Genomic DNA, 22,809 nt, shown 5'->3' with positions numbered 1-22,809 from the left:
ATTCGCGCTGTGCGCCAACCGTCAACGCCTGCCTGAAACGGAGGGGAACATGAGCACCACGCCCTCGCCGGCCACCGACGTGGACCAGGAAGCCGAGACCTCAAGCCCTGCGCGCAATTACATCGACGCGGTCCTCGAACAGTCGTTTCGACATCTGTTCGGGCCAACCGCCACTCCGGAACAGCCCCGCAAACACGGGGTCGTCTCCATCGCCAATCTGACCGCTGTGCTTTCCGGTTACCTCACACCTGAGGAAATCAAGGAGATCAAGGCGGCGTTTCACTTCAGCGACGAAGCCCACCTCGGGCAATATCGTCAGAGTGGCGAACCCTACATTACGCATCCCGTCGCCGTCGCGGAAATCTGCGCCGGCTGGAAGCTCGACGCCCAGGCCATCCAGGCGGCGCTGCTTCATGACGTGATCGAAGACCAGGGTGTGACCAAGGCGGAAATCGCCGAACGCTTCGGTGCGAAGGTCGCAGAACTGGTCGATGGTCTGTCGAAACTCGACAAGATGGAGTTTCGCAATCGCGAGGAAGCGCAGGCGGAAAACTTCCGCAAGATGCTCCTCGCGATGGCGCGCGATGTGCGCGTGATCCTGGTGAAGCTCGCCGATCGCCTGCACAACATGCGCACGCTCGGCGCGGTGCCGCCCGAAAAGCGCCGCCGCGTGGCGCGCGAAACGATCGACATCTACGCGCCGATCGCGCACCGCCTGGGTCTGAACAATACCTATCGCGAGCTGCAGGATCTCAGCTTCCAGAACTTCAACCCGAATCGCTACGCCACGCTCGAAAAGGCGGTGAAGGCGGCGCGCGGCAATCGTCGCGAAGTGGTCAGCAAGATTCTGGAGGCGGTGCAGCGCGCAATCGCCGAAGCCAAACTCGATGCCGAAGTCACCGGCCGCGAAAAGACCATCTTCAGCATCTACAAGAAGATGCGCGACAAGCAGCTGTCGTTTTCGCAGGTGCTCGATGTTTATGGTTTTCGCGTGGTGGTGGATTCTGCGCTCGAATGCTACACCTGCATCGGCGCGCTCCATGCGCTCTACAAGCCCGTGCCGGGCAAGTTCAAGGACTACATCGCCATTCCGAAGGTGAATGGCTATCAGTCCCTGCACACCACGCTGGTCGGTCCGTTTGGCGCGCCCATTGAATTCCAGGTGCGCACGCGCAAGATGCACGAGATCGCGGAAGCGGGCGTGGCCGCGCACTGGCTTTACAAGAATGGCGGCGCCGACCTGAACGACGTGCAAAAGCGCGCGCATCAGTGGCTCAAGTCGCTGCTCGACATCCAGAGCGAAGCGGGCGACTCCAGCGAATTCCTCGAGCACGTCAAGATCGACCTGTTCCCGGACGCCGTCTACGTCTTCACGCCGAAGGCGAAGATCATGGCGCTGCCGCGCGGCGCCACGGCTCTCGACTTCGCGTATTCGATCCACAGCGACCTGGGCAACCAGTGCGTCGCCGTGAAGATCAACAACGAACTCCTGCCGCTGCGCACGGAGCTCAAGAGCGGCGATATCGTTGAAGTCATCACCGCGCCGTATTCCAAGCCGAACCCCGCGTGGCTCGGCTTCGTGCGCACCGGCAAGGCGCGCTCGGCGATCCGTCACTATCTGAAGACGATGCGCCTCACGGAATCCGTGCAGCTGGGCGAACGACTCGTCGATCAGGCGCTCAAGGGCTACGGCTACCAGCTTTCGGAAGTCACGCCGGAAACCTGGGAAAAGCTGGTGCAGTGGACCGGCAACAAGAATCGCCAGGAAATCTTCGCGGATATCGGCCTGGGCCGGCGCGTGGCCGCGGTCATGGCCAAGCGCATCGAAGTGCTGATGAAGGGCCTCGACGCCGACGACGAAGAACACCATCATCCGCCGCGCGACCCGAACGCGCCGCAGGCGCCGCCGGTCGTCATTACGGGCACCGAGGGCATGTCGGTGCAGCTTTCGGCGTGCTGCCGCCCGATCCCGGGCGACGACATCATGGGCTACATCGGCATTGGTCTCGGGATGGCGATCCATACCACCGACTGCCGCGTGGCGCAGCGCATCCATCGTCGCGATCCGGGCCGCTGGATCGACGTCGCCTGGGCGCCGCAGCCTGGCCGCCTGTTCGACGTCGCCGTGAAGGTGCTGGTGAAGAACACCAAGGGCGTGTTCGCGCGCGTAGCCGCGGATATCACTTCGGCCGACGCCAACATCGTGCACATCGCCATGGACGACGACCTCGCGCAGGAGTCGAACATGCTGCGCTTCGTGATTCAGGTGAGCGACCGTGTGCACCTCGCGAACGTGATGCGGCGCGTGCGCACCAATCCGGACGTCATGCGCATCACGCGCGAACGTCCGAGCGACGAAGGGCATCATCGCCACGACGGCGGCATGCGTATCGATCGCGAACGCGCAGATTATTGAGCGCAGTGTTAAAGCGGGCAGCCTTTAAGGTTGCCCGTTTCGCATCTGGCGCCTGCGCGCCCCTCGAACACTTTCCAGCGGAAACGAGGACAAGCCATGAACGTAGCGGATCTGAGCGGCCTCGAACTCGATTACTGGGTGGCGCGCAGCCTCCCAGACTTCGTGCGCGAGATCTATTTCACCGATAGCGGCGAAACCGTCGCCGTGCGCGGCAATGACCGTGGCAAGCCCTGGGACGGACGCTTCGAGCCATCGACATCATGGGATGCGGCGGGCGTCGTGCTCGACCGCGCGAGGCGAGTCGAACTACGTGAGCGGCGTGAGGGTGAGCCGGCGCTCTGTGTCGCGGAATTCGTGGGCAGCCAGCATATCGCCGAATCGTATGGCGCGACCCCGCGTGAAGCGTTGCTGCGCGCGTTCGTGAAGAGCCGCTTTGGCGAGAGGGTGGAGGCGATGCTGCGCCAGCCTCAGGCGCTGACTGGCATGGATTCAGAGCTCGCGGCGGAACCGAGCGACGTTGGCGACGTAGAAGACTTGCCGAGGCCCGATGCGCAGATCGGCGATATTGGCTCGCCGCCGCGTTGAAGCGAAAGAGACGCGCGCGCAAAAAAGCACGCTACAAAGACAAAGGGCCTTCCTGAATCAGGAAGGCCCTTCGAGAGGTGGCGCGGCTGGCAGGATTCGAACCCACGACCCCTTGGTTCGTAGCCAAGTACTCTATCCAACTGAGCTACAGCCGCACGCTAAAACGATACTACATACTGCAGTGTTACTGGAGACCTGCGTTTAACAACTTACGCAAAACTCTTAATAGGTGGCGCGGCTGGCAGGATTCGAACCCACGACCCCTTGGTTCGTAGCCAAGTACTCTATCCAACTGAGCTACAGCCGCACACAGAAAGGAGAGTATAGCACCTATTTCGGAAAAGGGAAGCCCCTTATCGCGATTTGTTTAAAAGCATGCTTCGTGTAACCTCAGGGGGAGGGGCGCATAGACCTTGCGGGACATGAGTGCGCGCCCGCTACAACGAGTCGAAGCCGGCATATTGAAGTCGCAAGCAACGCAGTCAATCGAACCATCATGAACAAGGCCTTTGTCAAAGAATCGACCGACAACGACGATGACGATCTCGAGTCCGGTCATCCCGAAATTCCCGCGGGCGCGAAGAACTACATCACGCCGGCCGGTTACGAGCGCATGCGCAGCGAACTGCTGCATCTGATCGACGAGGAACGGCCCGAAGTGGTCAAGCTCGTCTCATGGGCCGCTTCCAACGGCGATCGCTCCGAGAACGGCGACTACATCTACGGCAAGCGCAGGCTGCGCGAGATCGACCGGCGCATCCGCTTCCTCACCAAACGCCTGGATCTGGCCGAGGTGGTCGACAGCAGCCGTCAGGAGAGCGTGGATCAGGTGTTCTTCGGCGCGACCGTGGAATACGGCACGGAAGACGGTGAAGCGCACACCGTGACGATCGTGGGCGTGGACGAGGTCGATCTGGATGTTGGCCACGTGAGCTGGGTTTCGCCAATCGCGCGCGCGCTCATCAAGGCGAAGATCGGCGATCAGGTGACGCTGTACACGCCTGCGGGCCCGGAGCCGATCGACGTGCTGGACGTGCGCTATCCGCCGCGAGCGGCCTGAGCGGCCTGAGCGGCGTGTAACGGCACTGCATACGCGCCGTAGAAACGAAAAAAAGCCGCCCGAGGGCGGCTTTTTCAGCTGCACGGCTGGCCGCAAGGGCCAGCGATGTGCATCTTAGAAGCGGTGACGCATACCGACCGTCACAGCAACCTGGTCTTGACGACCCGATGCGTTGCTCAGACCGTTCAGGAATGCCGTCACGCCGCCGGTGTTCGACGACACGTGTTGCCAGTCGCCTTGCAGGTACACGTCCGTGCGCTTCGACAGGGCGTAGTCCGACTGCAGAGCCACCGTGTGGAAGTTCGGGTTCACGCCGCCGCCGAAGTTCGAGCGGGTGTACGTGTACGCGCCTGCCAGGCTCAGAGCCGGCGTCAGAGCGTAGTGAACGTTGCCTTCGATGTTCTGGAAGCGTGCGCTGTTGCCGTGGAAGTTCACGCCAGCGATGCCTGCTTGCGTCGTCGAAATGCCGACTGCCTGGTTCAGCTGCGTCTGCGTGTACACGAGGCCAGCCGTTGCCGGGCCGAACGTGTAGTTCACGCCGCCGCCGAACGTGCGTTGACGGCCTGCTGCGAACGTGTAGTCACCTGCTTCCGCGCCCGAGAACGACGAAGCGTTGAATTGCGGGTTGTTGATGTTGTTGTTGATCTGCAGGTAACCAGCAGCAACGTTCAGGCCAGCGTAGTTGTACGACGCGCCGAAGCTGTATGCACGGTTGTTCGCGAATTCGGTGCTGTTCGAGAACGAGTACGTGCCGCCGAACTTGAAGCCAGCGTAGTTGACGCTCGAGTACTTGACCGTGTTGTTGAAACGAACCGAGTTGTTCAGGTTGTCGTTATCGAACGGGTGAGCAGCGATCGTGCCGCCGTATTGCGAGCCCGTGTTCGACAGCGGTGCCAGGTAGTCAACGACGGAGTCGTACTGACGGCCGAGGGTCACAGCACCGTACTGGTTGCTTGCGAGACCGACGAATGCTTGACGACCGAACAGACGGCTCTTCTGACCGAGGTTGCCGTTATCGATGTTGAAGCCGTTTTCCAACGTGAAGATTGCCTTCAGGCCGCCGCCGAGGTCTTCAGCGCCGCGCAGGCCGAAACGGCTGCCGTTGATCGTGCCGCTCGTTGCCTGGTAGGCAGCGTGGCCGTTCTGTGCGCTCGAGTAGGTGATGCCAGCGTCGATCAGGCCGTACAGCGTAACGCTGCTTTGTGCGTGAGCAGCCGTTGCAAAAACGCCCGTGAGGGCAGCGACCATGAGAGTCTTTTTCATCTTTGTAAACTCCGAGAACAGAGGTGGGTTTCGTCGAACCCTGTTTGGGAAACCGTCCACACGAATCGCAGCGAGAGGCAAAAGCCGCGTGGCGCGTTAAATTCGTCGCTGTCGGTTTCCGGACAGGCAGAGTGTAGAAGAGGGTCACTGCGATCAAGGCATTCCGATTTGCGCAATAAAGTATTGCGAATTGCGGAATGATATTTGGGCCGGCTTCAAGCCTTACTGGTTGGGGCTTTCAGCGGATTTATGTAAGAGCCTGGAAGAAGTGTCAACCGAATGGCGTTGTGCGATCGCTACAATAATTGATTGCACAAAACGGGGGTAATCGGTGTCAACCCCGATTATTGCGTCGCACGTAACAGATGATTGTGTGCCGCAGAGTTAATGGGCCAGAACCCTGCGGCTATACTGCAATGGCTGCTTTCCGAAGCAGACTTTTTCGTTGACGAAAAAGATCTCCAAACCTTTGTCGGCGCGGCCTTGGCTGCGCTTTTTTTTTGCCTGTCGTGCGCGCACGCGCACATTCCGCCAATCAGCACGTCTTAACGTGATGGGTTCTCAGGCGGTTCAGACTGCAGGCTCCAGTCTTCCATCACGTAATGCCGGGCGTCCATCGGTGAGCACAGCAGGTTATGCCAGTGATCGCCGTGCCACGATCCGTAGGTTTCGACATCGTTCGACGATTCCGGACTGTCGATTTCAACCAGCCAGTGAAAACAGCGTCGTAGTAACGTCAGCATGGTTGCCTCCCATAGCACGCTAACTGTATTCATCATGGGTGGATTGATTTACGCGAACAACCGGTAAAAACACTTACGTTTGACACTAATTGTTACACTTCGCGTAGTTTTTCCCGAATGCGGGCAATGCGCGGCATTAAACGAGTAAAAAGGTACTCGCGCGCGTCCCCATTTCAATTGCATATGTTTTTGCGGGTTTTTTGATGCACGCCGGTTTATCTCGGAAACGGGATTGCTGTTATAAAAAATTCGCTTGACTGGCGATTGGCGTTCCCCGTATAACGGCAATTCTGAATTGACCTTTCAGCTTCAATTGCATTGGCATTGCGGTGAGGGCGGCTCAGTTTGAATTCGGCGTGAGGGTATGCCCGCGTCATTTTATTTCGAGGGAAACGGAAACATGGAAACCGGTATTGTCAAATGGTTCAATGATGCTAAGGGCTTTGGCTTCATCACGTCGGATGCCGGCGGCGACGATCTGTTCGCGCACTTCTCGGAGATCCGTTCGGAAGGCTTCAAGTCGCTGAAGGAAAACCAGCGCGTCTCGTTCGACGTCAAGGTTGGCCCGAAGGGCAAGCAGGCAGCGAACATCCAGCCGCTGTAAGCGTGCTGGCGTCTGGTGTCGCTTAGGCTCAGGTTTAAGCTTCATCAGGCACGCGGGTCGAGCGCATTTCGCATTCGCTCTCCGCATAAAGAAGAGCCCTGGTTATCCAGGGCTTTTTTGTTTCTGGCGTAAAACGTGGCCGTAAAAGACGAGTGGAGTTTTTTATAACAACCGGGTTTTAACGGGAAAACCCCAATTCAAAAAAATCGTCAATCGCGTCATTAAAATGCAATCTCGAAAGCGGTCGGCCTCGTGAAAACGCTGCGCGCTTTGCCCAAACGGTGCATACTTGGGCCGATTTCTTCTCTTCGCTCTACCGCTGCATCATGTCCGACACCTTCTTGAGCGCCGAACAGCCGTCCGGCGACGTCCCCCTCGTCTTTGTTGATCTTGAAACGACGGGAGGCTCGGTGGGCGAACACCGCATCACCGAAGTCGGCATCGTCGAGGTGATGAATGGGCAGGCCACGCGCTGGAGTTCGCTGGTCGACCCGCAACAACCGATTCCGCCCTTTATCCAGCAACTCACCGGCATCAGCGATGCCATGGTGCGGGGCGCCCCGACTTTCGCCGACATCGCCCCCGCGCTGTTCGAGCGCCTCGAAGGCAAGCTTTTCGTCGCCCACAACGCGAGCTTCGACCGGGGTTTCCTGCGCGCCGAGTTCGAACGCGCCGGGTTGACGTTCAATCCCGACGTGCTCTGCACGGTGCGGCTGTCGCGCGCGCTCTTTCCCGCTGAGAAGCGGCATGGACTCGATGCGCTGGTCGAGCGTCACGCGCTGGTGGCTGCCGACCGTCACCGCGCGCTGGCCGATGCCGATCTGCTCTGGCAATTCTGGCAACGCCTGCCCGGTCTCGTGCCCGACGAGATGCTCGCCACACAGATCGAGCGTCTTACGCGCCGCCATCGTCTCGCAGGCGACATCACCGACGATCTGATCGAAACCGCGCCGGCGGGGCATGGCGTCTACGCTTTCTTTGGCGAAAACGACGCCCCTCTATATGTAGGACGCAGCGTGCGCGTGCGTCAGCGTGTGCGCTCGCATTTGTCGGGCGAGCGCAGGTCGTCGCGCGAGCAACGTATGGCGCAACTCATCCGTCGCGTCGAGTGGCAGGCGACGGGCGGCGAGATCGGTGCGTTGCTGGTGGAAGCGCGTTGGCTCGCGCAAATGCGTCCGTCGTTCAACCGGGCGGTGCGCGCTTCGAAGCTCGATCCCGTTTCCGCGCCCTGGCCGTTTGGCTCGGCGGTGTTGATTGAAGAGCAGGACGCCGTGCGTGGCACGACGGTATTTCATGTGATCGACCGCTGGTGCTATCTCGGTGCGGCGGCGAGTGCGGCGGAGGCGGCCACGCTGGCCGCGTCGGCGAGCGCTGCGGAAGCGCCGTTCGAACTCACCACGTGGAAAATCCTGCAGACGCGGCTCGATCGCGGCCTGCGCGTGCAGCCGCTCGAACCGCTTGCGACCGAGGGTGTCGCGAGCGCGGTCTGAACGGCGGCCCTCCAGCATATCAGGCGGTGCCGCCCACGCCGCCTGCTTCGCACACATGGCCGAGCGCACGTGTCATGGCGTCCGCGCGCGTGGAGTCGTAGCGCGTCAACTCCTTCCAGTTTGCGACAGCCCGCGCCACGCGCGCCGGGCAGTCATCGGCTGTGCGCGTGGGCTGCACGCGTGCGAGCGCGCCGATCAACTGGCCCGTCAGACGATCGAGTTGCGGACGCGTGACGCTCGCGAGGTCCGGCGCCGGAGCGCTGGGCGCCTGCGAATTGCGCCAGTTGGCAAACAGCGCCTGCTGAACCTGCGTACTCGCATCGATCTGATCGCGGAAGAATGCGCGCGCGAACGACGGATCGACGCCCGCAGCCGTGGCGCGCTTCTGCACGTCGACGAGTAGGGCGTTTTCGCGCGGTGTATCGGTGATCGGCTTGTGATTCAGCCACTTCCATTGCGCAACGGGTTCTGCCAGCGCGAGGCGTTGCGAGACGAGTGCGACGAGATTGGTGAGGGAAGTATCGTCGCCGTCGGCATGAGCCGAAACGGCAGGCAAGGAAAAGAGCAGGGCGGCGGCGCAGGACGCGAGCGCGCGAAAGCGAAAAGTCATTGCGTGTGGACTGGATGAAGGCCGGCTGGCCGCGAGGAGAAAAGCGAAGGATAGCCGGTTATCAGGCGCCGTATCGTGTTGTGATTACACAGCGCAACGCACCGGCGAGCTTGAACGGCACGCGCTAGGACGCGACGTGCGTATTTAACGTTGGCAACCGCGATCTGAAGCGCGCAACGAAAACTCCGCGCCACGCGACCGTGGTGCGGCGTTCGTGCGCAGACAACCGCGGCGGTCGAAACTGACCGCCGAACTCACTGCCCCGTTAGCGCCAACGCGCTTTGCCATTACTGCTGTTCGTGTGCCTTGCGTTGCTCGTCGAGAAATGCCCGGACATGTGCGGGCAATTCATCGCCGAGAAACTCAACGGCCACCGGTTCCGGATCCGGGCTGAAGACTTGGTCCGGGGTCGGAATCCTTGGCGGTTTGGCGTCCATGATCTTTCTCCTGTGTAAGGCGATTATCCGACTCAGCGCTTCAGGCACGCTAGTAGCGCCAAACGTAAAAGTGCTTTTCAGGTGCGTGTGTTGCTTTATTCGCACAGGAAGCGGATTTATTAAGCGAGCAGGAATATACTTATTCAGTTAGCGGGTTAATACCGCCGAAGCCCTCGCATTGAGTCGAGGGCTTTTTGCATTGGGCGTTGCGTGGCGCATCGACGTGTTGCACTGCCGCACTTCCTGGCGACAGATGCCGCGCCCGTCGGGGCTGGCCTGAGGCCGGCCAGGCCAGCCGCACGGTGGGCAACGCCGCAAATTCCGCTCTCGTTCATGCCGCCAAAATCCTCGCTCTTCCACTAGAACGGACGATTATGCGTAATCGTTGACTCGTGCACAGTTAACACAATTAAAAGTATGTAAGCGGGGGTTTCTTCGCATGTCGCTGATTAAAAGCAAGGGAAGGCGTGTGCACGTGAATTTAAGTGAGGGCGAGAGATACCAGACGAATGCGCAGAAAAATGAGAATGGTTCGCAGATCGTCTTACATGCACGTTAGCAGTTGAGTGGGTTTTCGGATCCGTCCGATTCGAAGCGCGGTCGCCTTTCGTTATCTTCAAAAGATCGTAAGACGTCCACCCACAGCTTCTGCCCCTCGATGATGAACTCCACTGAAATCGCGCCTCGTGCTCAGGTCGCTGGCGATCCTTCGCCGCCTGAACAGCTCGCCCTCGCTGACAGACACTTCGCCGCTGGTCGCAACGACGAGGCCATCCAGCAATATGAACGCCTGCTGGCGCTCGAACCTGATCAACCCGTTGCGTTGCACCGTATGGCGCTCGCCTGCATGCGCTCGGGGCGCGCGGCCGACGCGCGCGGTTATCTCGATCGCGCGATCCGCATTTCGCCCAACAATGCGCAGCTTTGGGAGCACGGCGGGCTGATGGCGGCGCTCGCGGGGGAGCATGAAGCTGCGGAAGCGGCCTATCGCCGCGCGCTGGCGCTGGCCGGCAGCACGTCCACGTTGCATCGCAATCTCGCCGATGTGCTCAAGTTGTCGGGGCGCCGGGCCGACGCGCGCCATCACTATGAGAAAGCGCTCGCGCTCGATCCGGCGCTGCATCACGCGGCGCGCCGTCTGGCCGATCTCAGCCTCGAAGCCGGCCACGACGAAGCCGCCGGGCGCTATCTGAAGCAGGCGTTCCAGCTTGGCGGCGCACGCCTGACCGACGGACTCGACTTGCTCAAGCTGGTGTCGCGGCTCGATCGCCGGGAAGAGGCCGATGCGCTGATCGCGCAACTGCGCACCGAATTTGCCGCCGACGCCTACGCCCTCAAGGAACTCGCTTTCGCGTTGAACCAACTCGATCGCTTCGATCTTGCGCTCGATGTGTCGAAGCAAGGTCTCAGCGTCGATCCATCGCTGGCGCTGCTGCATCACAACGCGGCCTACGCGTCGCACATGCGAGGTGACTTCGCCGCCATGCATCAGCACAACGTCGAGGCCGCCAGGCTCGCGCCCGATGACGCGCCTATCCAGTTCAATCTGGCCGTTTCGCTGTTGCGCGAAGGCTTGTTCGAGGCCGGATGGAAGCAGTACGCATGGCATGAGCGTCTGCCCGAAAACAGCACGCTCGTACGGCCACCCTTTGCCGAGTGGGCCGGTGAGCCCGTCGCGGGCAAGCGCATTTTGCTGGTCGGCGAGCAGGGTCTGGGCGACCAGATCCAGTTATTGCGCTGCGCCGACTGGCTGCATCGCGCGGGTGCAGTGGTCGATGTCTGGGCGGATGCGGCCATCGTTGGCGTGACGCGCTGCGCCAGGGGCGTACGTGAAGTCTTCGATAGCCTGCCGCGCGGAGAATACGACTTCTGGTGCCGCATGTTTCGCGCGCCCGAGCATATGAAGCTCGGCTTGGGCGACCTTCCCGTTGCGATGCCCTATCTGCAGGCGCCTGCGCAGGCAGTCGCACGCTGGCGCACGCGACTCGACTCGCTGTCGCCGGCGCGCTCCGGTGTGCTGCGTGCCGGGCTGGTGTGGGCAGGCAACCCTGAATATCTGCTTGATCGATATCGGTCGATGGCGATCGACACGTTGATTCCGGTCCTCGCGCAGCCGGGTGTGTCGTGGTTTGCGTTGCAGAAGGGCGGGGCGCAGCGCGCGCTCGATACGTTGCCGCCCGCTATCGACATGACAGCGCTCGGCGAGCAGATCGCCACCTTCGAGGACACGCTTGCGATCGTGCAGTCGCTCGATCTGGTGGTGACCGTCGATACATCGGTTGCGCATGTGGCTGCGGCGTCCGGCGTGCCGGTCTGGGTGTTGCTGCCGGCCTGCACGGATTGGCGCTGGATGGCGGCTCGCGCCGACAGCCCGTGGTATCCGTCGGTGCGGCTCTTCAGGCAGCGTGAATTGGGGCAATGGGGGCCGGTGCTGGATGAGATGCGCGAAGCACTGGCGCAGTGGGTCGCGGACGTTGACGCGAACAAGTCAGCGAAACGCTAGCCGCAAAGCAAAAAGCCCAGTCAGAGACTGGGCTTTTTGTTGAAACTTTGGTGGTGCCGGAAAGAGGAATCGAACCCCCGACCTTCGCATTACGAATGCGCTGCTCTACCGTCTGAGCTATTCCGGCCGCACATCAGAGAAGAAAGATTATAGGAAAGTGCTCAGAAGAACGCAAGCACTTTCTGCATCTTTTTACTTTTTCGCTTCGTGGTGATAGCGGGTGACGCGCTCAACCTCGTTCTTCGAGCCGAGGAACACCGCGACGCGCTCATGCAGGCTGGTCGGCTGGATGTCGAGAATGCGGTCTTCGCCATTGGTCGCCACGCCGCCCGCCTGCTCGACGATGAACGACATCGGGTTCGCTTCGTACATCAGACGCAGCTTGCCCGGCTTGGACGGATCGCGCTTGTCGGCCGGGTACATGAAAATGCCGCCGCGATTCAGGATACGGTGCACGTCCGCGACCATCGAAGCGATCCAGCGCATATTGAAGTTTTCGCCGCGCGGGCCGTCCTTGCCTTCGTTCAGTTCGCCGATGTACTTCTGGACCGGCTCATACCAGTGGCGCGCGTTCGATGCGTTGATCGCGTATTCGCGCGTGTCTTCCGGAATGCGCATATTGCTCTGCGTGAGCACCCACGAACCCAGCTCGCGATCGAGCGTGAAGCAGTTCACGCCGTTGCCGGTCGTGAGCACGAGCACGGTTTGCGGGCCATACACGGCGTAACCGGCTGCAACCTGCTGCGTGCCGGGCTGCAGGAACGATTCTTCGGTGGCCTGCTTGCCGTCCGGGCAGCGCAGCACCGAGAAGATCGTGCCGATCGACACGTTGACGTCGATGTTCGACGAGCCGTCGAGCGGATCGAACACCAGCAGGTATTCGCCCTTCGGATAGTTGGCGGGGATCGGGAAGAAGGTTTCCATTTCTTCGGAAGCCATCGCCGCGAGGTTGCCGCCCCATTCGTTGGCGTCGAGCAGGATTTCGTTCGACAGGATGTCGAGGTTCTTCTGCACTTCGCCCTGGACGTTTTCGCTGCCGGCGGTGCCGAGCGCATCGCCGAGCGCGCCCTTGCTGACGTTGAAGCTGATCGCCTTGCACGCGCGGGCGACGACTTCGATCAACAGACGCAGATCGGCGGGCAGATTCTTATGTTCGCGCTGCTGCTCGATCAGGTATTTCGTGAGAGTGGTACGACGGTGCAAAGCCATTGCATTACTCCGGGGAGCTTGGGGAATAGCGCAATTCTACCCGCTGGGCTGTGACTGCCCGGTGCGCAAAGCTGTAAAAAAGCCGTTGGCGCGTGGCCTGGCGGGCGAGGCCGGCATGTTGGCAACTGCGCGCTGGCTAAAAATATTCGAAAAAAAGTACGAAAAAAAGCCGGCGCTGCGAAGTTCGCAGGGCCGGCTCGTTTCGCTGCGCTCAGCGCATCACGCCATCGTCAGGCGAGCGCCTTTTCCACGATCTCGCGCACGTCGCGCGATTTCACGCGTGCGGCGACCTGTTCGAGCGCGGCGCGCATCTTGTCGCGCAGGGCGGGCGTGAAGCGGCGCCACAGTTCGAGATTGCGGGCCAGACGCGCGGCCACCTGCGGATTGATGGCGTCGAGCGCGATCACCTGTTCGGCCCAGAACGCGTAGCCCGAACCGTCGGCGGCGTGGAATTGCGCCGGATTGGCCGCGCAGAAGCTGAAAATCAGCGAGCGCGCACGGTTCGGATTCTTCAGATTGAAGGCCGGATGGCGCATCAGCGCGCGCACCGTGTCGATCACCGGACGTTGCGCCGTGCCGCGCTGCGTGGCCTGGAGCGAGAACCACTTGTCGATCACGAGCGGCTCTTTCTCGAAGCGCGCGTAGAAGTCCTCCAGCGCCTTCTTCGCGTAACCCGCGCCGGTGGCCGCCGAGGCGTTCATCAGCGCCGACAGCGCCGCCGCGCGATCGGTCATGTTGTTGGCGGCGTCGTACTGGGCGGTGGCGAGGCGCACGGCGTCGGCGGGATCGTCGAGCTCGCTGAGGTACGAGAGCGCGAGGTTCTTCAGACCGCGATGACCGGCCGCTTCCGGCGTCGGCTCATAGGCGCCCGGCGTGAGGTTCGCCTGATAGGCGGCAAGCCATTCGGCCTTGAGCGCCGTCGCCAGACGCTTGCGCACGAACTGGCGCGCGGCGTGCACGGCGGCCGGATCCGATTCCGCCATCTGCTCGGCCAGGTACGTTTCCGACGGCAGCATCAGCGCGAGTTCGCGGAACGACGGCGACAGCGACGTATCGGTCAGCACGCGGCTGAAGGCCTGCACGAGCGCATCGTTGGCTTCGAGCGGCTGACCGGCGGACGCACGCGTGGCCAGCGCGAGCAGTTCGCGCGTGGCCAGACGCTGACCCGCTTCCCAGCGGTTGAACGGATCGCTGTCGTGCGCGAGCAGGAAGGCCAGCTCGTCGTTGCCGTAGTCGTACTCGACGATCACCGGCGCGGAGAAGTTGCGCAGGAGCGAGGGCAGGGGCTTCGCCTCGACATCGACGAAGGTGAAGGTCTGCTGCGTTTCCGTCACTTCGAGCACGCGCGTGGTGCCGTGCGATGCGCTTTCGCCTTCGAGCTTGAGCGGCAGATCGCGGCCGTCCGGCCCGATCAAACCGATCGCAAACGGAATCAGCAACGCTCCCTTCTGCGTTTCGCGCGCGGCGGGCGAGCCGTTCGCATAACCCTGCGAGAGCGTCACGCTGTAGCGCTTTGCCGCCGCATCGTAGTGCGTCGTCACGCTCACGCGTGGCGTGCCCGCCTGGCTGTACCAGCGCTCGAATTGCGCGAGGTCGCGGCCATTGGCGTCGGCCATCGCGGCGCGGAAATCGTCGCAGGTCACGGCCTGGCCGTCGTGGCGCTGGAAGTACAGGTCCATGCCCTTGCGGAAGCCGTCGCGGCCAAACAGCGTCTGATACATCCGCACGACTTCCGAGCCTTTCTCGTAGACCGTCATCGTGTAGAAGTTGTTGATCTCGACGTAGCTTTCGGGGCGCACCGGATGCGCCATCGGGCCCGCGTCTTCGGCGAACTGCATCTGGCGCAGCACGCGCACGTCCTCGATGCGCTTGGTGGCGCGCGCCGCTTCGTTTTCGTCGCCGCCCGACATCGCCGCCGAGAATTCCTGGTCGCGGAACACCGTCAAGCCTTCCTTCAGGCTCAACTGGAACCAGTCGCGGCAGGTCACGCGATTGCCGGTCCAGTTGTGGAAGTATTCGTGGCCGACCACGGCTTCGATATTGGCGAAGTCGACATCGGTGGCCGTTTCGGGGTTCGCCAGCACGTACTTCGTGTTGAAGATGTTGAGCCCCTTGTTCTCCATCGCGCCCATATTGAAGTCGCTCACGGCGACGATCATGAAGCGATCGAGATCGAGTTCGAGGCCAAAGCGCGACTCGTCCCAGCGGATCGAGTGGATCAGCGAATCCATCGCGTGACGCGTCTTGTCGAGGTCATGCGGTTCGACCCACACTTGCAGCAGCTTTTCCTTGCCCGAACCGCTCTTGATGCGCTCTTCCAGCGCCACCAGCTTGCCTGCGACCAGCGCGAACAGATAGCTCGGCTTGCGGAACGGGTCTTCCCATTTCGCATAATGGCGGCCGTCGGGCAGATCGCCTTCGGCGATCAGGTTGCCGTTCGAGAGCAGCACCGGGTACGAGGTTTTGTCCGCGCGCAGCGTGACCGTGTAGGTGGACATGACGTCCGGACGGTCGAGGAACCAGGTGATGCGACGGAAACCTTCCGCTTCGCACTGCGTGAAGAAGTTGCCGCTCGACACATACAGGCCGGAGAGCGTGGTGTTGGCCGCCGGATCGCACGCGCCGGTGAGCGTGAGCGTGAAGGTGTCGGGCACGTTTTCGACCGTCAGGCCGTGCTCGTGCGCGCGCACCTGCTCCCAGGGCTGGCCGTCGATGGCCGCGCCGATGAATTCCAGTTGCTCGCCCATCAGTTCGAGATGCGCGGCGTGGCGGGCGTCCGGGTTGCGGCGCACGACCAGCGTGCTTTTGACGATAGTGCGCTCGGGCACGAGATCGAATTCGAGATCGACGGTATCGATCAGGAAGGCGGGCGGCGCGTAGTCTTCGCGGCGGATCACGGTAGGCGTAGCAGTATCGGACATGGTCTCGTGCGGGGAAACGTCGGGTCGTCGGAGTCTGGGGGCCGCCTGCTGGGCGTCTTGCCCGTGTTGCGCGAGGCGGCCGGTCGTCCCATTGTACAAAGGCTCGGGCGGCTTGTCCGGAGGGTGGCGCGGCGCGAACTTTCACGACGGGGCGCGAGTCAGTATGATCGGGCCTGGCGTATCGCATTGCGCATACCCGGGAAGCCGTTCGGAGCGCGAAAGAATCCTGCAAAAAAACACCCAGCGACGCCCGCCCGATGGAATAAACGCTGCGGCAGATTCGTACCGGAAGAGGCGGCCCCCACGACTGCGCTTTCACAACCACTGGCAAGAATGCAAGAGAAGACCATGATGCCCGACCGATGGACCCGCCGCGCCCTGCTGATGCTGGCCGCGCTTGCCGTGACGCTGTCCGGCTGTACGACCTACGTGACCAGCCAGGTGACGGCGTTTTCCGCGTGGGAAGGCGGCAGCGACGCCACGCGCACCTATGCGTTCACGCGCAACCCCGACCAGCAGCACAGCATCGAACAATCGACCTATGAAAACCTGGTCGCCGATGGTCTTTCGACCCAGGCGTTCCATCAGGTGCCCGATGCGAGGGCTCACTATCTCGTGGGTCTCGCCTACGGCAGCCGTATGGACACGGTGACGGTCGCCCAGCCCGTGTTCTACAACCCGTGGCCGAGCCCGTACTGGGGGCCGTTCAATCCGTGGGGCCCGTGGGGTCCGTACGGTCCGGCCTATGTGAACCAGAGCTATCCGGTCTATTCGCACGTGCTGGCGATCCGCATCACGGACAAGGCCTCGGGCAAGGAGCTCTATAACGTCTCCGCGCGCGCCTCGGGCGACGATCCTTCGCTCGTGCGCGTGATGCCGTATCTGGTGCGCAGCGCGCTCGCCAACTTCCCGTTGCAGAACGGCACGGTGACGCAGGTGAAACTGCCGGTCGACAAGAACGGCGGGGCGCCGAATGAAGCGCCGGGTGCCGCGCCAGCCTCGCCAGCCGCGCCAGCCGCGGCGATGCCGCCGTCTGCCGCCGCCGCGCCGGCGAAATAAGGCGACTCACCAGGCGTAAAAAAAGCGCGCCGGACCTCCCAGTCCGGCGCGCTTCGCATTGAAGCCGAGCGTTTCTGCTGCGTTCTTAAGCCGCGTCGCGGCTATGCACGCGCGCACCCGCCGCATACGTCTCGAACACGGCGCGATCGTCGCCGAGCAGCGCCAGCGCGAACAGCAGTTCTTCGAGCGACTCCGCGCGCGCGGTGCGGCGCGCGAGCAGCGGCGTGGCCTTCGGGTCCAGCACGACGAAGTCGGCTTCCGATTGCGGCGCGAGCGTGCCGATCTTGTCGGCGAGATCGAGCGCCTGCGCCGCGCCCGCCGTGGCGAGCCAGAACATGCGCGTGGCGGTCAGATGATGGCCGCCCATGCGCGCGACCTTGTGCGCTTCGTTCATGGTTTGCAGCATCGAGAACGACGTGCCGCCGCCCACGTCGGTGGCGAGCGTCACGGGCATCTGCGACTCGTTGGCCTTGTCGAAGTCGAACAAACCGCTGCCGAGGAACAGGTTCGACGTGGGGCAGTGCGCCGCGACCGTGCCGGTTTCAGCCATACGCCGACGATCTTCCTCGTCGAGCCAGATGCAGTGGCCGTACACCGCGCGCCGACGCAGCAGGCCATAACGATCGTAGACATCCAGATAGCTGCGCTGACGCGGGAACAGTTCCTTGACCCACTTCACCTCGTCGAGATTTTCCGCGACGTGGCTCTGGATAAAGATGTCGCCGTGCTCTTTGGCCAGCGCCGCGCAGGCTTCGAGCTGCGCTTCCGTGGAAGTCGGCGCGAAGCGCGGCGTGAGCGCGTACATCTGGCGGCCCTTGTTGTGCCAGCGGCCGATCAGTTCCGCGCTGTCGTCGTAGCCGGTCTGCGGCGTGTCGCGCAGGAATTCGGGGCAGTGGCGATCCATCAGCACCTTGCCCGCGACCATGCGCAGATTCTTCGCCTCGCTGGCCGTGAAGAGCGCATCGGCGGACTGCTTGTGCACCGTGCAATAGACCAGCGCCGTGGTGGTGCCGCTCTTGAGCAGTTCGTCGACGAAAAAGTTTGCTGTGTCCTGCGCCACCGCCTCGTTTTCGAAACCGCGCTCGGTCGGGAACGTATAGGTCTCCAGCCACGGCAGCAGGCCTGGCGCTGGCGACGCGATCATGTCGGTCTGCGGGTAGTGGATGTGCGTGTCGATGAAGCCCGGCACGATCAGCTTGTCGCGCAGGTCGTGCACCGTCGCGCCTTCGTGCACACGATCCTTGAGCGCCGACCAGTCGCCGGACGCGCTGACGCGGCCATCCTCGACGATCACGACGCCGTCCTCATGGAATTGGGCCGCATCGGGCGACTGCGCGGGGTCGCCGGTGAACGTCAGGAGTTGTGCGCGAAAAGCCGATTGAGTCATGGGAACATCGTCTCCGAAAATTTCAGGTATGCAGGCGCAGGATGCTCACGCGCTTCATGGTTGGCGCGCGCTGCACGCGCCGCTCCTGAAAACGCGGCGCGCAAAAATTGGGCGCGAGCGATCCCCCGGCCCGACGCATGCGCGTGGGGCCGTGATGGGAAAGACTCGGGCTAAAACGTCCTGCGCGTATTAAGCCGCGGCGCTCCAGTACTGATCGAGCTTCGCGATCAGCGCGGCGCGTTCTTCCGGCCTCACGAACGACGCCTCGAAGCCATTGCGCAGAACCGTATAAACCTCTTGATCGTCGAGCTTCAGCGCTTCGATGATCGCGCTGTAGTTCTCGTTGACGTAGCCGCCGAAGTAGGCCGGATCGTCGGAATTGATCGTGACCGCCACGCCTTGATCCAGCAGTTGCTTGAGCGTGTGCTGGGTCATGTCGTCAAATACGCAGAGCTTGGTGTTCGACAGCGGGCAGACGGTCAGCGCGACGCGCGAATCCGCCAGACGCGTGACGAGCGCCGCGTCCTCGATGCTGCGCACGCCGTGATCGACGCGATCGACCTTGAGCAGATCAAGCGCTTCGTAAATGTAGGCCGGCGGGCCTTCCTCGCCCGCATGGGCGACGAGCTTGAGGCCCTTGGCGCGCGCCTTCTCGAACACGCGCTCGAACTTCGAAGGCGGATGACCGCGCTCCGACGAATCCAGACCCACGCCGATCATGCGCGGATAGCGGTCGAACACCGGCAGCGCGGCTTCCCACGTCGCGAGCGCATCGTCTTCGCTCAGATGGCGCAGGAAACACAGGATCAGCTTGCTCGTGAGGCCGCGCTTTTCAGCGTCGGCGAGCGCTCGGTCGATGCCCGCGACCACGGTGTCGATCGACACGCCACGCTCGGTGTGCGTCTGCGGATCGAAGAAAATTTCGGTGTGCACGACGTTGTCCGCGAGCGCGCGCTCGCAGTAGGCCATCGTCATGTCGTAGAAGTCCTGCTCGTGCAGCAGCACGCTCGCGCCCGCGTAATAGATGTCGAGGAACGACTGCAGATCGGTGAACGCGTATGCCGCGCGCAGGGCGTCGATCGACTCGTAGGCGAGCGTGACGTTGTTGCGCTGGGCGAGCGCGAAGATCAGCTCGGGCTCAAGCGAGCCTTCGATATGGATATGCAGTTCGGACTTGGGCGCGCCGAAGGCTTTCTGGACAAGCGGGTTAGTCGTGATGGTCATGATCTGGTCGGTCAAGGTATTCGATGGGTGACATCACGCGGAATGGGGCAGGGCGGCCGACGCATGCGCATGGCTGTGCGCGTTCGTCCGGGCGGCCTCGATCGCCTGCAGCAACTGGGCGGCGGCCGAAATCGCGATCACCTCGGGCGACTTGTCGACGATGCCGTCCACGCCGAGCGGGCAGTTCATGCGCGCGATCTGCATCGGGTCGATGCCGCGCGCGGCGAGCCGGTGCTCGAACTGCTGGCGCTTGCTGTGCGAGCCGATCATGCCGAAGAACACGAAGTCGCCGCGGCGCAGGATGCGTTCGGCGAGATCGAGATCGTGGGCGTGGTCGTGCGTCATCACGATGAAACTGCTGCCTGGCGGCGCGGCTTCGACGGCCTCGTCGGGCGCATCGCTGGCGTCGATCGCGACATTGGCCGCACCGAGCGCGGCAAATTCCACCGGCGAGGGAAACGCGGCGTCGCGCTCATCGACCCAGCGCACCCGGCAGGGCAAGGTGCCGAGCACGCGCACGAGCGCTGCGCCCACATGGCCCGCACCGAACAGCACGACGGGAAAATCGTTGGGCGCGATGGTTTCAGTGAGCAGCAGCGTGGCATCGCCGCCGGTGTTGCCGGTTTCCCAAAGCAGGCAGTCAGGCGATTCGACGCCCGGCTCCGGTTCCGAGAGCATGACGGCCCCAGCATCGGCATTGCTGGACGTGCTGGAAGCGGCCCCATTCCGCGAGGAGCGGAATGATACGCTACGAACGGTCGACGCGCCTGCGGCGAGCCGGCGCGATAGCGTGGCCAGCCAGCCCAGATCGGCCACATCGAGCCGCTCGAACGCGAGCACCACCGCACCGCCGCAGCACTGGCCGAGGCTCGGCCCAAGCGACAGGCGCTCCAGCCGCCGGGCGTGCCCGTGGTGGGATAGCCGCATGCCGTCGCGCAGCACCTGGCGCGCGATTTCGATGGCCTTCCATTCCAGATGTCCGCCGCCAATGGTGTGACGCGCCGATTCGCGCGTGACGATCATCTTCGTGCCGGCCTCGCGCGGCACCGAGCCCTCGGCGCGCGCCACCGTGACGAGCACGGCGGCGTCGCCATGCGCGAGCAATTGCTGAAGATCGGTGACCCAGGCTTGCATCTGCGATTCTCCTACGCGGCGGCCGTGAAGGCGCACTCGCTCACAACGCCGCGCGCGAGGCGCACACGCTGGTCGATGGCAGGCAGAGGCTGGACGTGCGCGAACGCTGGGCGCTGGCGACTTGCGATGGGCGCGTCATGAAATTCATGCACGACGCCACGAGGGACGGATCGGATGGTTTGCGTTGTCATGTGAAACCCAGGAGACATTGCGGATCAGGCGCGCGTTACGCAGGGGAGCCAGGGCGAGCCCAGGCCGGCCTCGCGCACGTAGATCGCCATCCAGTTCCGAATGTAACACTGACAGCGCCAGGAAACTATTCCCTGCGAATAATGGAGGTCATGTGACGGCGGCCATGACCGGATGATGCATTGATCCGGCCCCGCGTCAGCAGAAAGACGACAGAAAAACGGGGGAGAGCGGCGGGCGCGCCGCTCGCTGATGGAGCGGCGCTGTAACAACGAAGCCGTGCTTAACGGCGGATGCCGGGCCACGACACCTGACGGCGACGGTTACGCCACAGGCTCGCCAGCACCGCGATGAACACCACGACGAACGCCACCACCGACCAGAGCGGCAGCGTGAGGCCGAGGATCGGCGGATAGGTGGTTTCGCACAGGCCCTGAACCTTGAAGACGCCCGGCAGCCAGTGCGCGGGCGGCAGGGCGTCGACGATGGGCTGCAGCGTATCGAAGCCGCAGCTGAAGCTCGGGAACGCCTGCACCCAGGCGAGTTTCGCGGAGGCGACGATGCCGCCCACCGACGAGATCACGATCAGCCCTTCGAGTGCGCGCACACCGCGCCAGCTCGTGAAACGCGCGCCAAGAAACGCGAAAACGGCAATCAGGATGAAGAAGTAGCGCGTCAGGATGCACAGCGGGCACGGGTCCTGGCGCTCGGCGTACTGCATATAGAGTGCGCCGCCGAGCAGCGCGAGGCAGAGGATGCCGAGAAGGACCAGCAGGCTGCGTTCGCGGCGCAATAGCGCGTTATCGTCGTTCATGTGGTTGTGTTTTCTTCGGGTTGGAGGCGCAGCGGCGCACGCGGGGGCGGCTGCAACGGCGTGCCCCGGATTCTAGCGCGAAGGCCGGGCGTCGCGAGAAAGTGCACGGCGAGCGCCCAGCGTGGTCTACAGACGCCTAGCGCAGCGGCGCGAGCACGGCCTCCACGCCGCGTCCGATCGCCAGCAAGGCGTCGTCGGCGTACGGTGCGGCGGCCAGCATCAGGCCGACCGGCGCCGCGCCGTGCCGGTGGACCGGCAGGGAAAGCGCGCAGGCATCGAGGAAGTTGAACGCGCTGGGGTTGCGCAGCACGAGCGCGTTGGTGCGCGCGAAAACATCGTCGTCCGCGGCGAGCGGGGCGACGGCGGGCGGCTCGATCGGCACCGTTGGCGCGATCACCACGTCGAAGCGCGACCAGAGCGCTGCCTGCGCTTCCTCCATCACGGCCGCGCGCGCGGCGACGAGGTCGAGATAGTCGGCGGCGCTCGCGGGCTCGCCCTTGAGGATGCGCGCGAGCACGCGCGGATCGTATTGATCGCGATGCCCGGCGATCAAGGCGCGATGCCACGTGTAAGCCTCCATCGACGAAAAGCCGATGCGATTGATCTCGCTCAGGCGCTCGAATGCCGAAAAACGCACTTCATTGACGATTGCGCCTGCGGCGTCGAGATGTTTGAGCGCGGTGTCGATGGTATCGGCCACTTCGGGGTCGACGCCGTCCGTCACGTAATTCGTCAACACGCCGATGCGCACGCCTTCGAGATGACGCGCGGCCGGCACGTGCGGCGCGAGGCCGGCGAGGATGCGATCGACCAGTGCGCAGCACGCCACCGTATTGCCGATCGGGCCGAACGAATCGAGCGTCGGGGAGAGCGGCACGCCGCCCGCCTTCGGGATGCGCGCGGCGGTGGGCTTGAAGCCGGTCAGGCCGCAGAACGCGGCGGGAATGCGGATCGAGCCGCCGGTATCGGTGCCGAGCGCGACGGCGGCCATGCCGTCCGCCACCGAGGCCGCCGCACCCGACGACGAGCCGCCCGCGACGCGTTCATCGCCCTTCACGCTGCGCTGCCACGGCGAAAGCGGCGTGCCGTAGTGCGGATTGAGCCCAAGGCCCGAAAACGCGAACTCGCTCATATTGGTGCGGCCCACCAGCACCGCGCCCG

Annotated in this window: 18 protein-coding genes and 3 tRNA genes; 7 read left to right on the top strand and 14 right to left on the bottom strand. The window is 63.1% G+C overall.

The annotated features are described in order from the left end of the window. Positions 1–49: 49 nt before the first annotated feature. Entirely contained in the window at positions 50–2,416 is a 2,367-nt protein-coding gene (locus F3J17_RS27320; protein ID WP_167066540.1) for a bifunctional (p)ppGpp synthetase/guanosine-3',5'-bis(diphosphate) 3'-pyrophosphohydrolase, read from the top strand. Between the two features lie 96 nt (positions 2,417–2,512). Next, positions 2,513–3,001 (top strand): phage protein NinX family protein, encoded by a 489-nt coding sequence (locus F3J17_RS27315; RefSeq protein ID WP_167066537.1) that lies wholly within the window; start codon positions 2,513–2,515, stop codon positions 2,999–3,001. A gap of 78 nt (positions 3,002–3,079) precedes the next feature. On the opposite strand, the gene F3J17_RS27310 is transcribed toward F3J17_RS27315, so the two are convergent. Together F3J17_RS27310 and F3J17_RS27305 are read right to left on the bottom strand one after the other, a co-directional pair. Beyond that, a tRNA-Arg gene (locus F3J17_RS27310) sits at positions 3,080–3,156 on the bottom strand. A gap of 75 nt (positions 3,157–3,231) precedes the next feature. Beyond that, positions 3,232–3,308, bottom strand: a tRNA-Arg gene (locus tag F3J17_RS27305). Between the two features lie 189 nt (positions 3,309–3,497). Here F3J17_RS27305 and greB point away from each other — a divergent pair. Then, complete coding sequence (gene greB, locus F3J17_RS27300) at positions 3,498–4,061, top strand: transcription elongation factor GreB (RefSeq protein ID WP_167066535.1); 564 nt, start codon at positions 3,498–3,500, stop codon at positions 4,059–4,061. Positions 4,062–4,175: 114 nt separating this feature from the next. On the opposite strand, the gene F3J17_RS27295 is transcribed toward greB, so the two are convergent. After that, positions 4,176–5,324: a porin gene (locus F3J17_RS27295; protein WP_167066532.1), complete on the bottom strand. Its 1,149-nt coding sequence runs from the start codon at positions 5,322–5,324 to the stop codon at positions 4,176–4,178. Between the two features lie 545 nt (positions 5,325–5,869). After that, positions 5,870–6,067 (bottom strand): hypothetical protein, encoded by a 198-nt coding sequence (locus F3J17_RS27290; RefSeq protein ID WP_167066530.1) that lies wholly within the window; start codon positions 6,065–6,067, stop codon positions 5,870–5,872. 400 nt (positions 6,068–6,467) lie between these two features. Here F3J17_RS27290 and F3J17_RS27285 point away from each other — a divergent pair, with 400 nt between their 5' ends. Together F3J17_RS27285 and F3J17_RS27280 are read left to right on the top strand one after the other, a co-directional pair. After that, positions 6,468–6,671 (top strand): cold-shock protein, encoded by a 204-nt coding sequence (locus tag F3J17_RS27285; RefSeq protein ID WP_027817418.1) that lies wholly within the window; start codon positions 6,468–6,470, stop codon positions 6,669–6,671. Between the two features lie 326 nt (positions 6,672–6,997). After that, on the top strand, positions 6,998–8,161 hold the full coding sequence (locus tag F3J17_RS27280) for an exonuclease domain-containing protein (protein ID WP_167066527.1): 1,164 nt from the start codon (positions 6,998–7,000) through the stop codon (positions 8,159–8,161). 19 nt (positions 8,162–8,180) lie between these two features. Here the strand turns inward: F3J17_RS27280 and F3J17_RS27275 are convergent, their stop codons facing one another. Both F3J17_RS27275 and F3J17_RS27270 read right to left on the bottom strand, forming a co-directional pair. Next, entirely contained in the window at positions 8,181–8,771 is a 591-nt protein-coding gene (locus F3J17_RS27275) for a chorismate mutase (protein WP_167066524.1), read from the bottom strand. A gap of 287 nt (positions 8,772–9,058) precedes the next feature. Beyond that, complete coding sequence (locus F3J17_RS27270) at positions 9,059–9,208, bottom strand: hypothetical protein (protein WP_167066521.1); 150 nt, start codon at positions 9,206–9,208, stop codon at positions 9,059–9,061. Positions 9,209–9,866: 658 nt separating this feature from the next. Here F3J17_RS27270 and F3J17_RS27265 point away from each other — a divergent pair. Beyond that, positions 9,867–11,711: a tetratricopeptide repeat protein gene (locus F3J17_RS27265; RefSeq protein WP_240161177.1), complete on the top strand. Its 1,845-nt coding sequence runs from the start codon at positions 9,867–9,869 to the stop codon at positions 11,709–11,711. A gap of 51 nt (positions 11,712–11,762) precedes the next feature. On the opposite strand, the gene F3J17_RS27260 is transcribed toward F3J17_RS27265, so the two are convergent. From F3J17_RS27260 to pepN, 3 genes are all read right to left on the bottom strand, one after another. Next, positions 11,763–11,838: transfer RNA gene (locus F3J17_RS27260), tRNA-Thr, on the bottom strand. A 65-nt stretch (positions 11,839–11,903) separates the two neighbouring features. After that, complete coding sequence (locus F3J17_RS27255) at positions 11,904–12,920, bottom strand: class 1 fructose-bisphosphatase (RefSeq protein ID WP_167066516.1); 1,017 nt, start codon at positions 12,918–12,920, stop codon at positions 11,904–11,906. A 230-nt stretch (positions 12,921–13,150) separates the two neighbouring features. Beyond that, positions 13,151–15,841 (bottom strand): aminopeptidase N, encoded by a 2,691-nt coding sequence (pepN, locus tag F3J17_RS27250; protein WP_167066513.1) that lies wholly within the window; start codon positions 15,839–15,841, stop codon positions 13,151–13,153. A 348-nt stretch (positions 15,842–16,189) separates the two neighbouring features. Between pepN and F3J17_RS27245 the strand changes: the two genes are divergently transcribed. After that, positions 16,190–16,900, top strand: a complete 711-nt coding sequence (locus tag F3J17_RS27245) for a DUF4136 domain-containing protein (RefSeq protein WP_167066510.1) — start codon at positions 16,190–16,192, stop codon at positions 16,898–16,900. A gap of 85 nt (positions 16,901–16,985) precedes the next feature. Here the strand turns inward: F3J17_RS27245 and guaD are convergent, their stop codons facing one another. The 5 genes from guaD to F3J17_RS27220 all read right to left on the bottom strand — a co-directional run. After that, positions 16,986–18,287 carry a guanine deaminase gene (gene guaD, locus F3J17_RS27240; RefSeq protein WP_167066507.1) on the bottom strand — a complete coding sequence of 434 codons (1,302 nt, stop codon included), beginning with the start codon at positions 18,285–18,287 and terminating at the stop codon, positions 16,986–16,988. Between the two features lie 189 nt (positions 18,288–18,476). Further along, positions 18,477–19,511, bottom strand: coding sequence for an adenosine deaminase (locus F3J17_RS27235; protein ID WP_167066504.1), 1,035 nt, complete (start codon positions 19,509–19,511; stop codon positions 18,477–18,479). Positions 19,512–19,544: 33 nt separating this feature from the next. Beyond that, positions 19,545–20,645: a xanthine dehydrogenase accessory protein XdhC gene (gene xdhC, locus F3J17_RS27230; RefSeq protein ID WP_167066501.1), complete on the bottom strand. Its 1,101-nt coding sequence runs from the start codon at positions 20,643–20,645 to the stop codon at positions 19,545–19,547. Positions 20,646–21,117: 472 nt separating this feature from the next. Continuing rightward, positions 21,118–21,648: a disulfide bond formation protein B gene (locus F3J17_RS27225; protein ID WP_167066498.1), complete on the bottom strand. Its 531-nt coding sequence runs from the start codon at positions 21,646–21,648 to the stop codon at positions 21,118–21,120. A 136-nt stretch (positions 21,649–21,784) separates the two neighbouring features. Beyond that, positions 21,785–22,809 (bottom strand): amidase (locus tag F3J17_RS27220; protein WP_167066495.1); only part of this gene is annotated, 1,025 nt, incomplete at its 5' end.

The sequence above is a fragment of the Burkholderia sp. Ax-1719 genome, assembly GCF_011753055.1.
Taxonomy (GTDB): Bacteria; Pseudomonadota; Gammaproteobacteria; order Burkholderiales; family Burkholderiaceae; genus Paraburkholderia.
The sequence above is the reverse complement of the archived record's forward strand: the minus strand, read 5'-3'. Positions and strand labels throughout refer to the sequence as shown.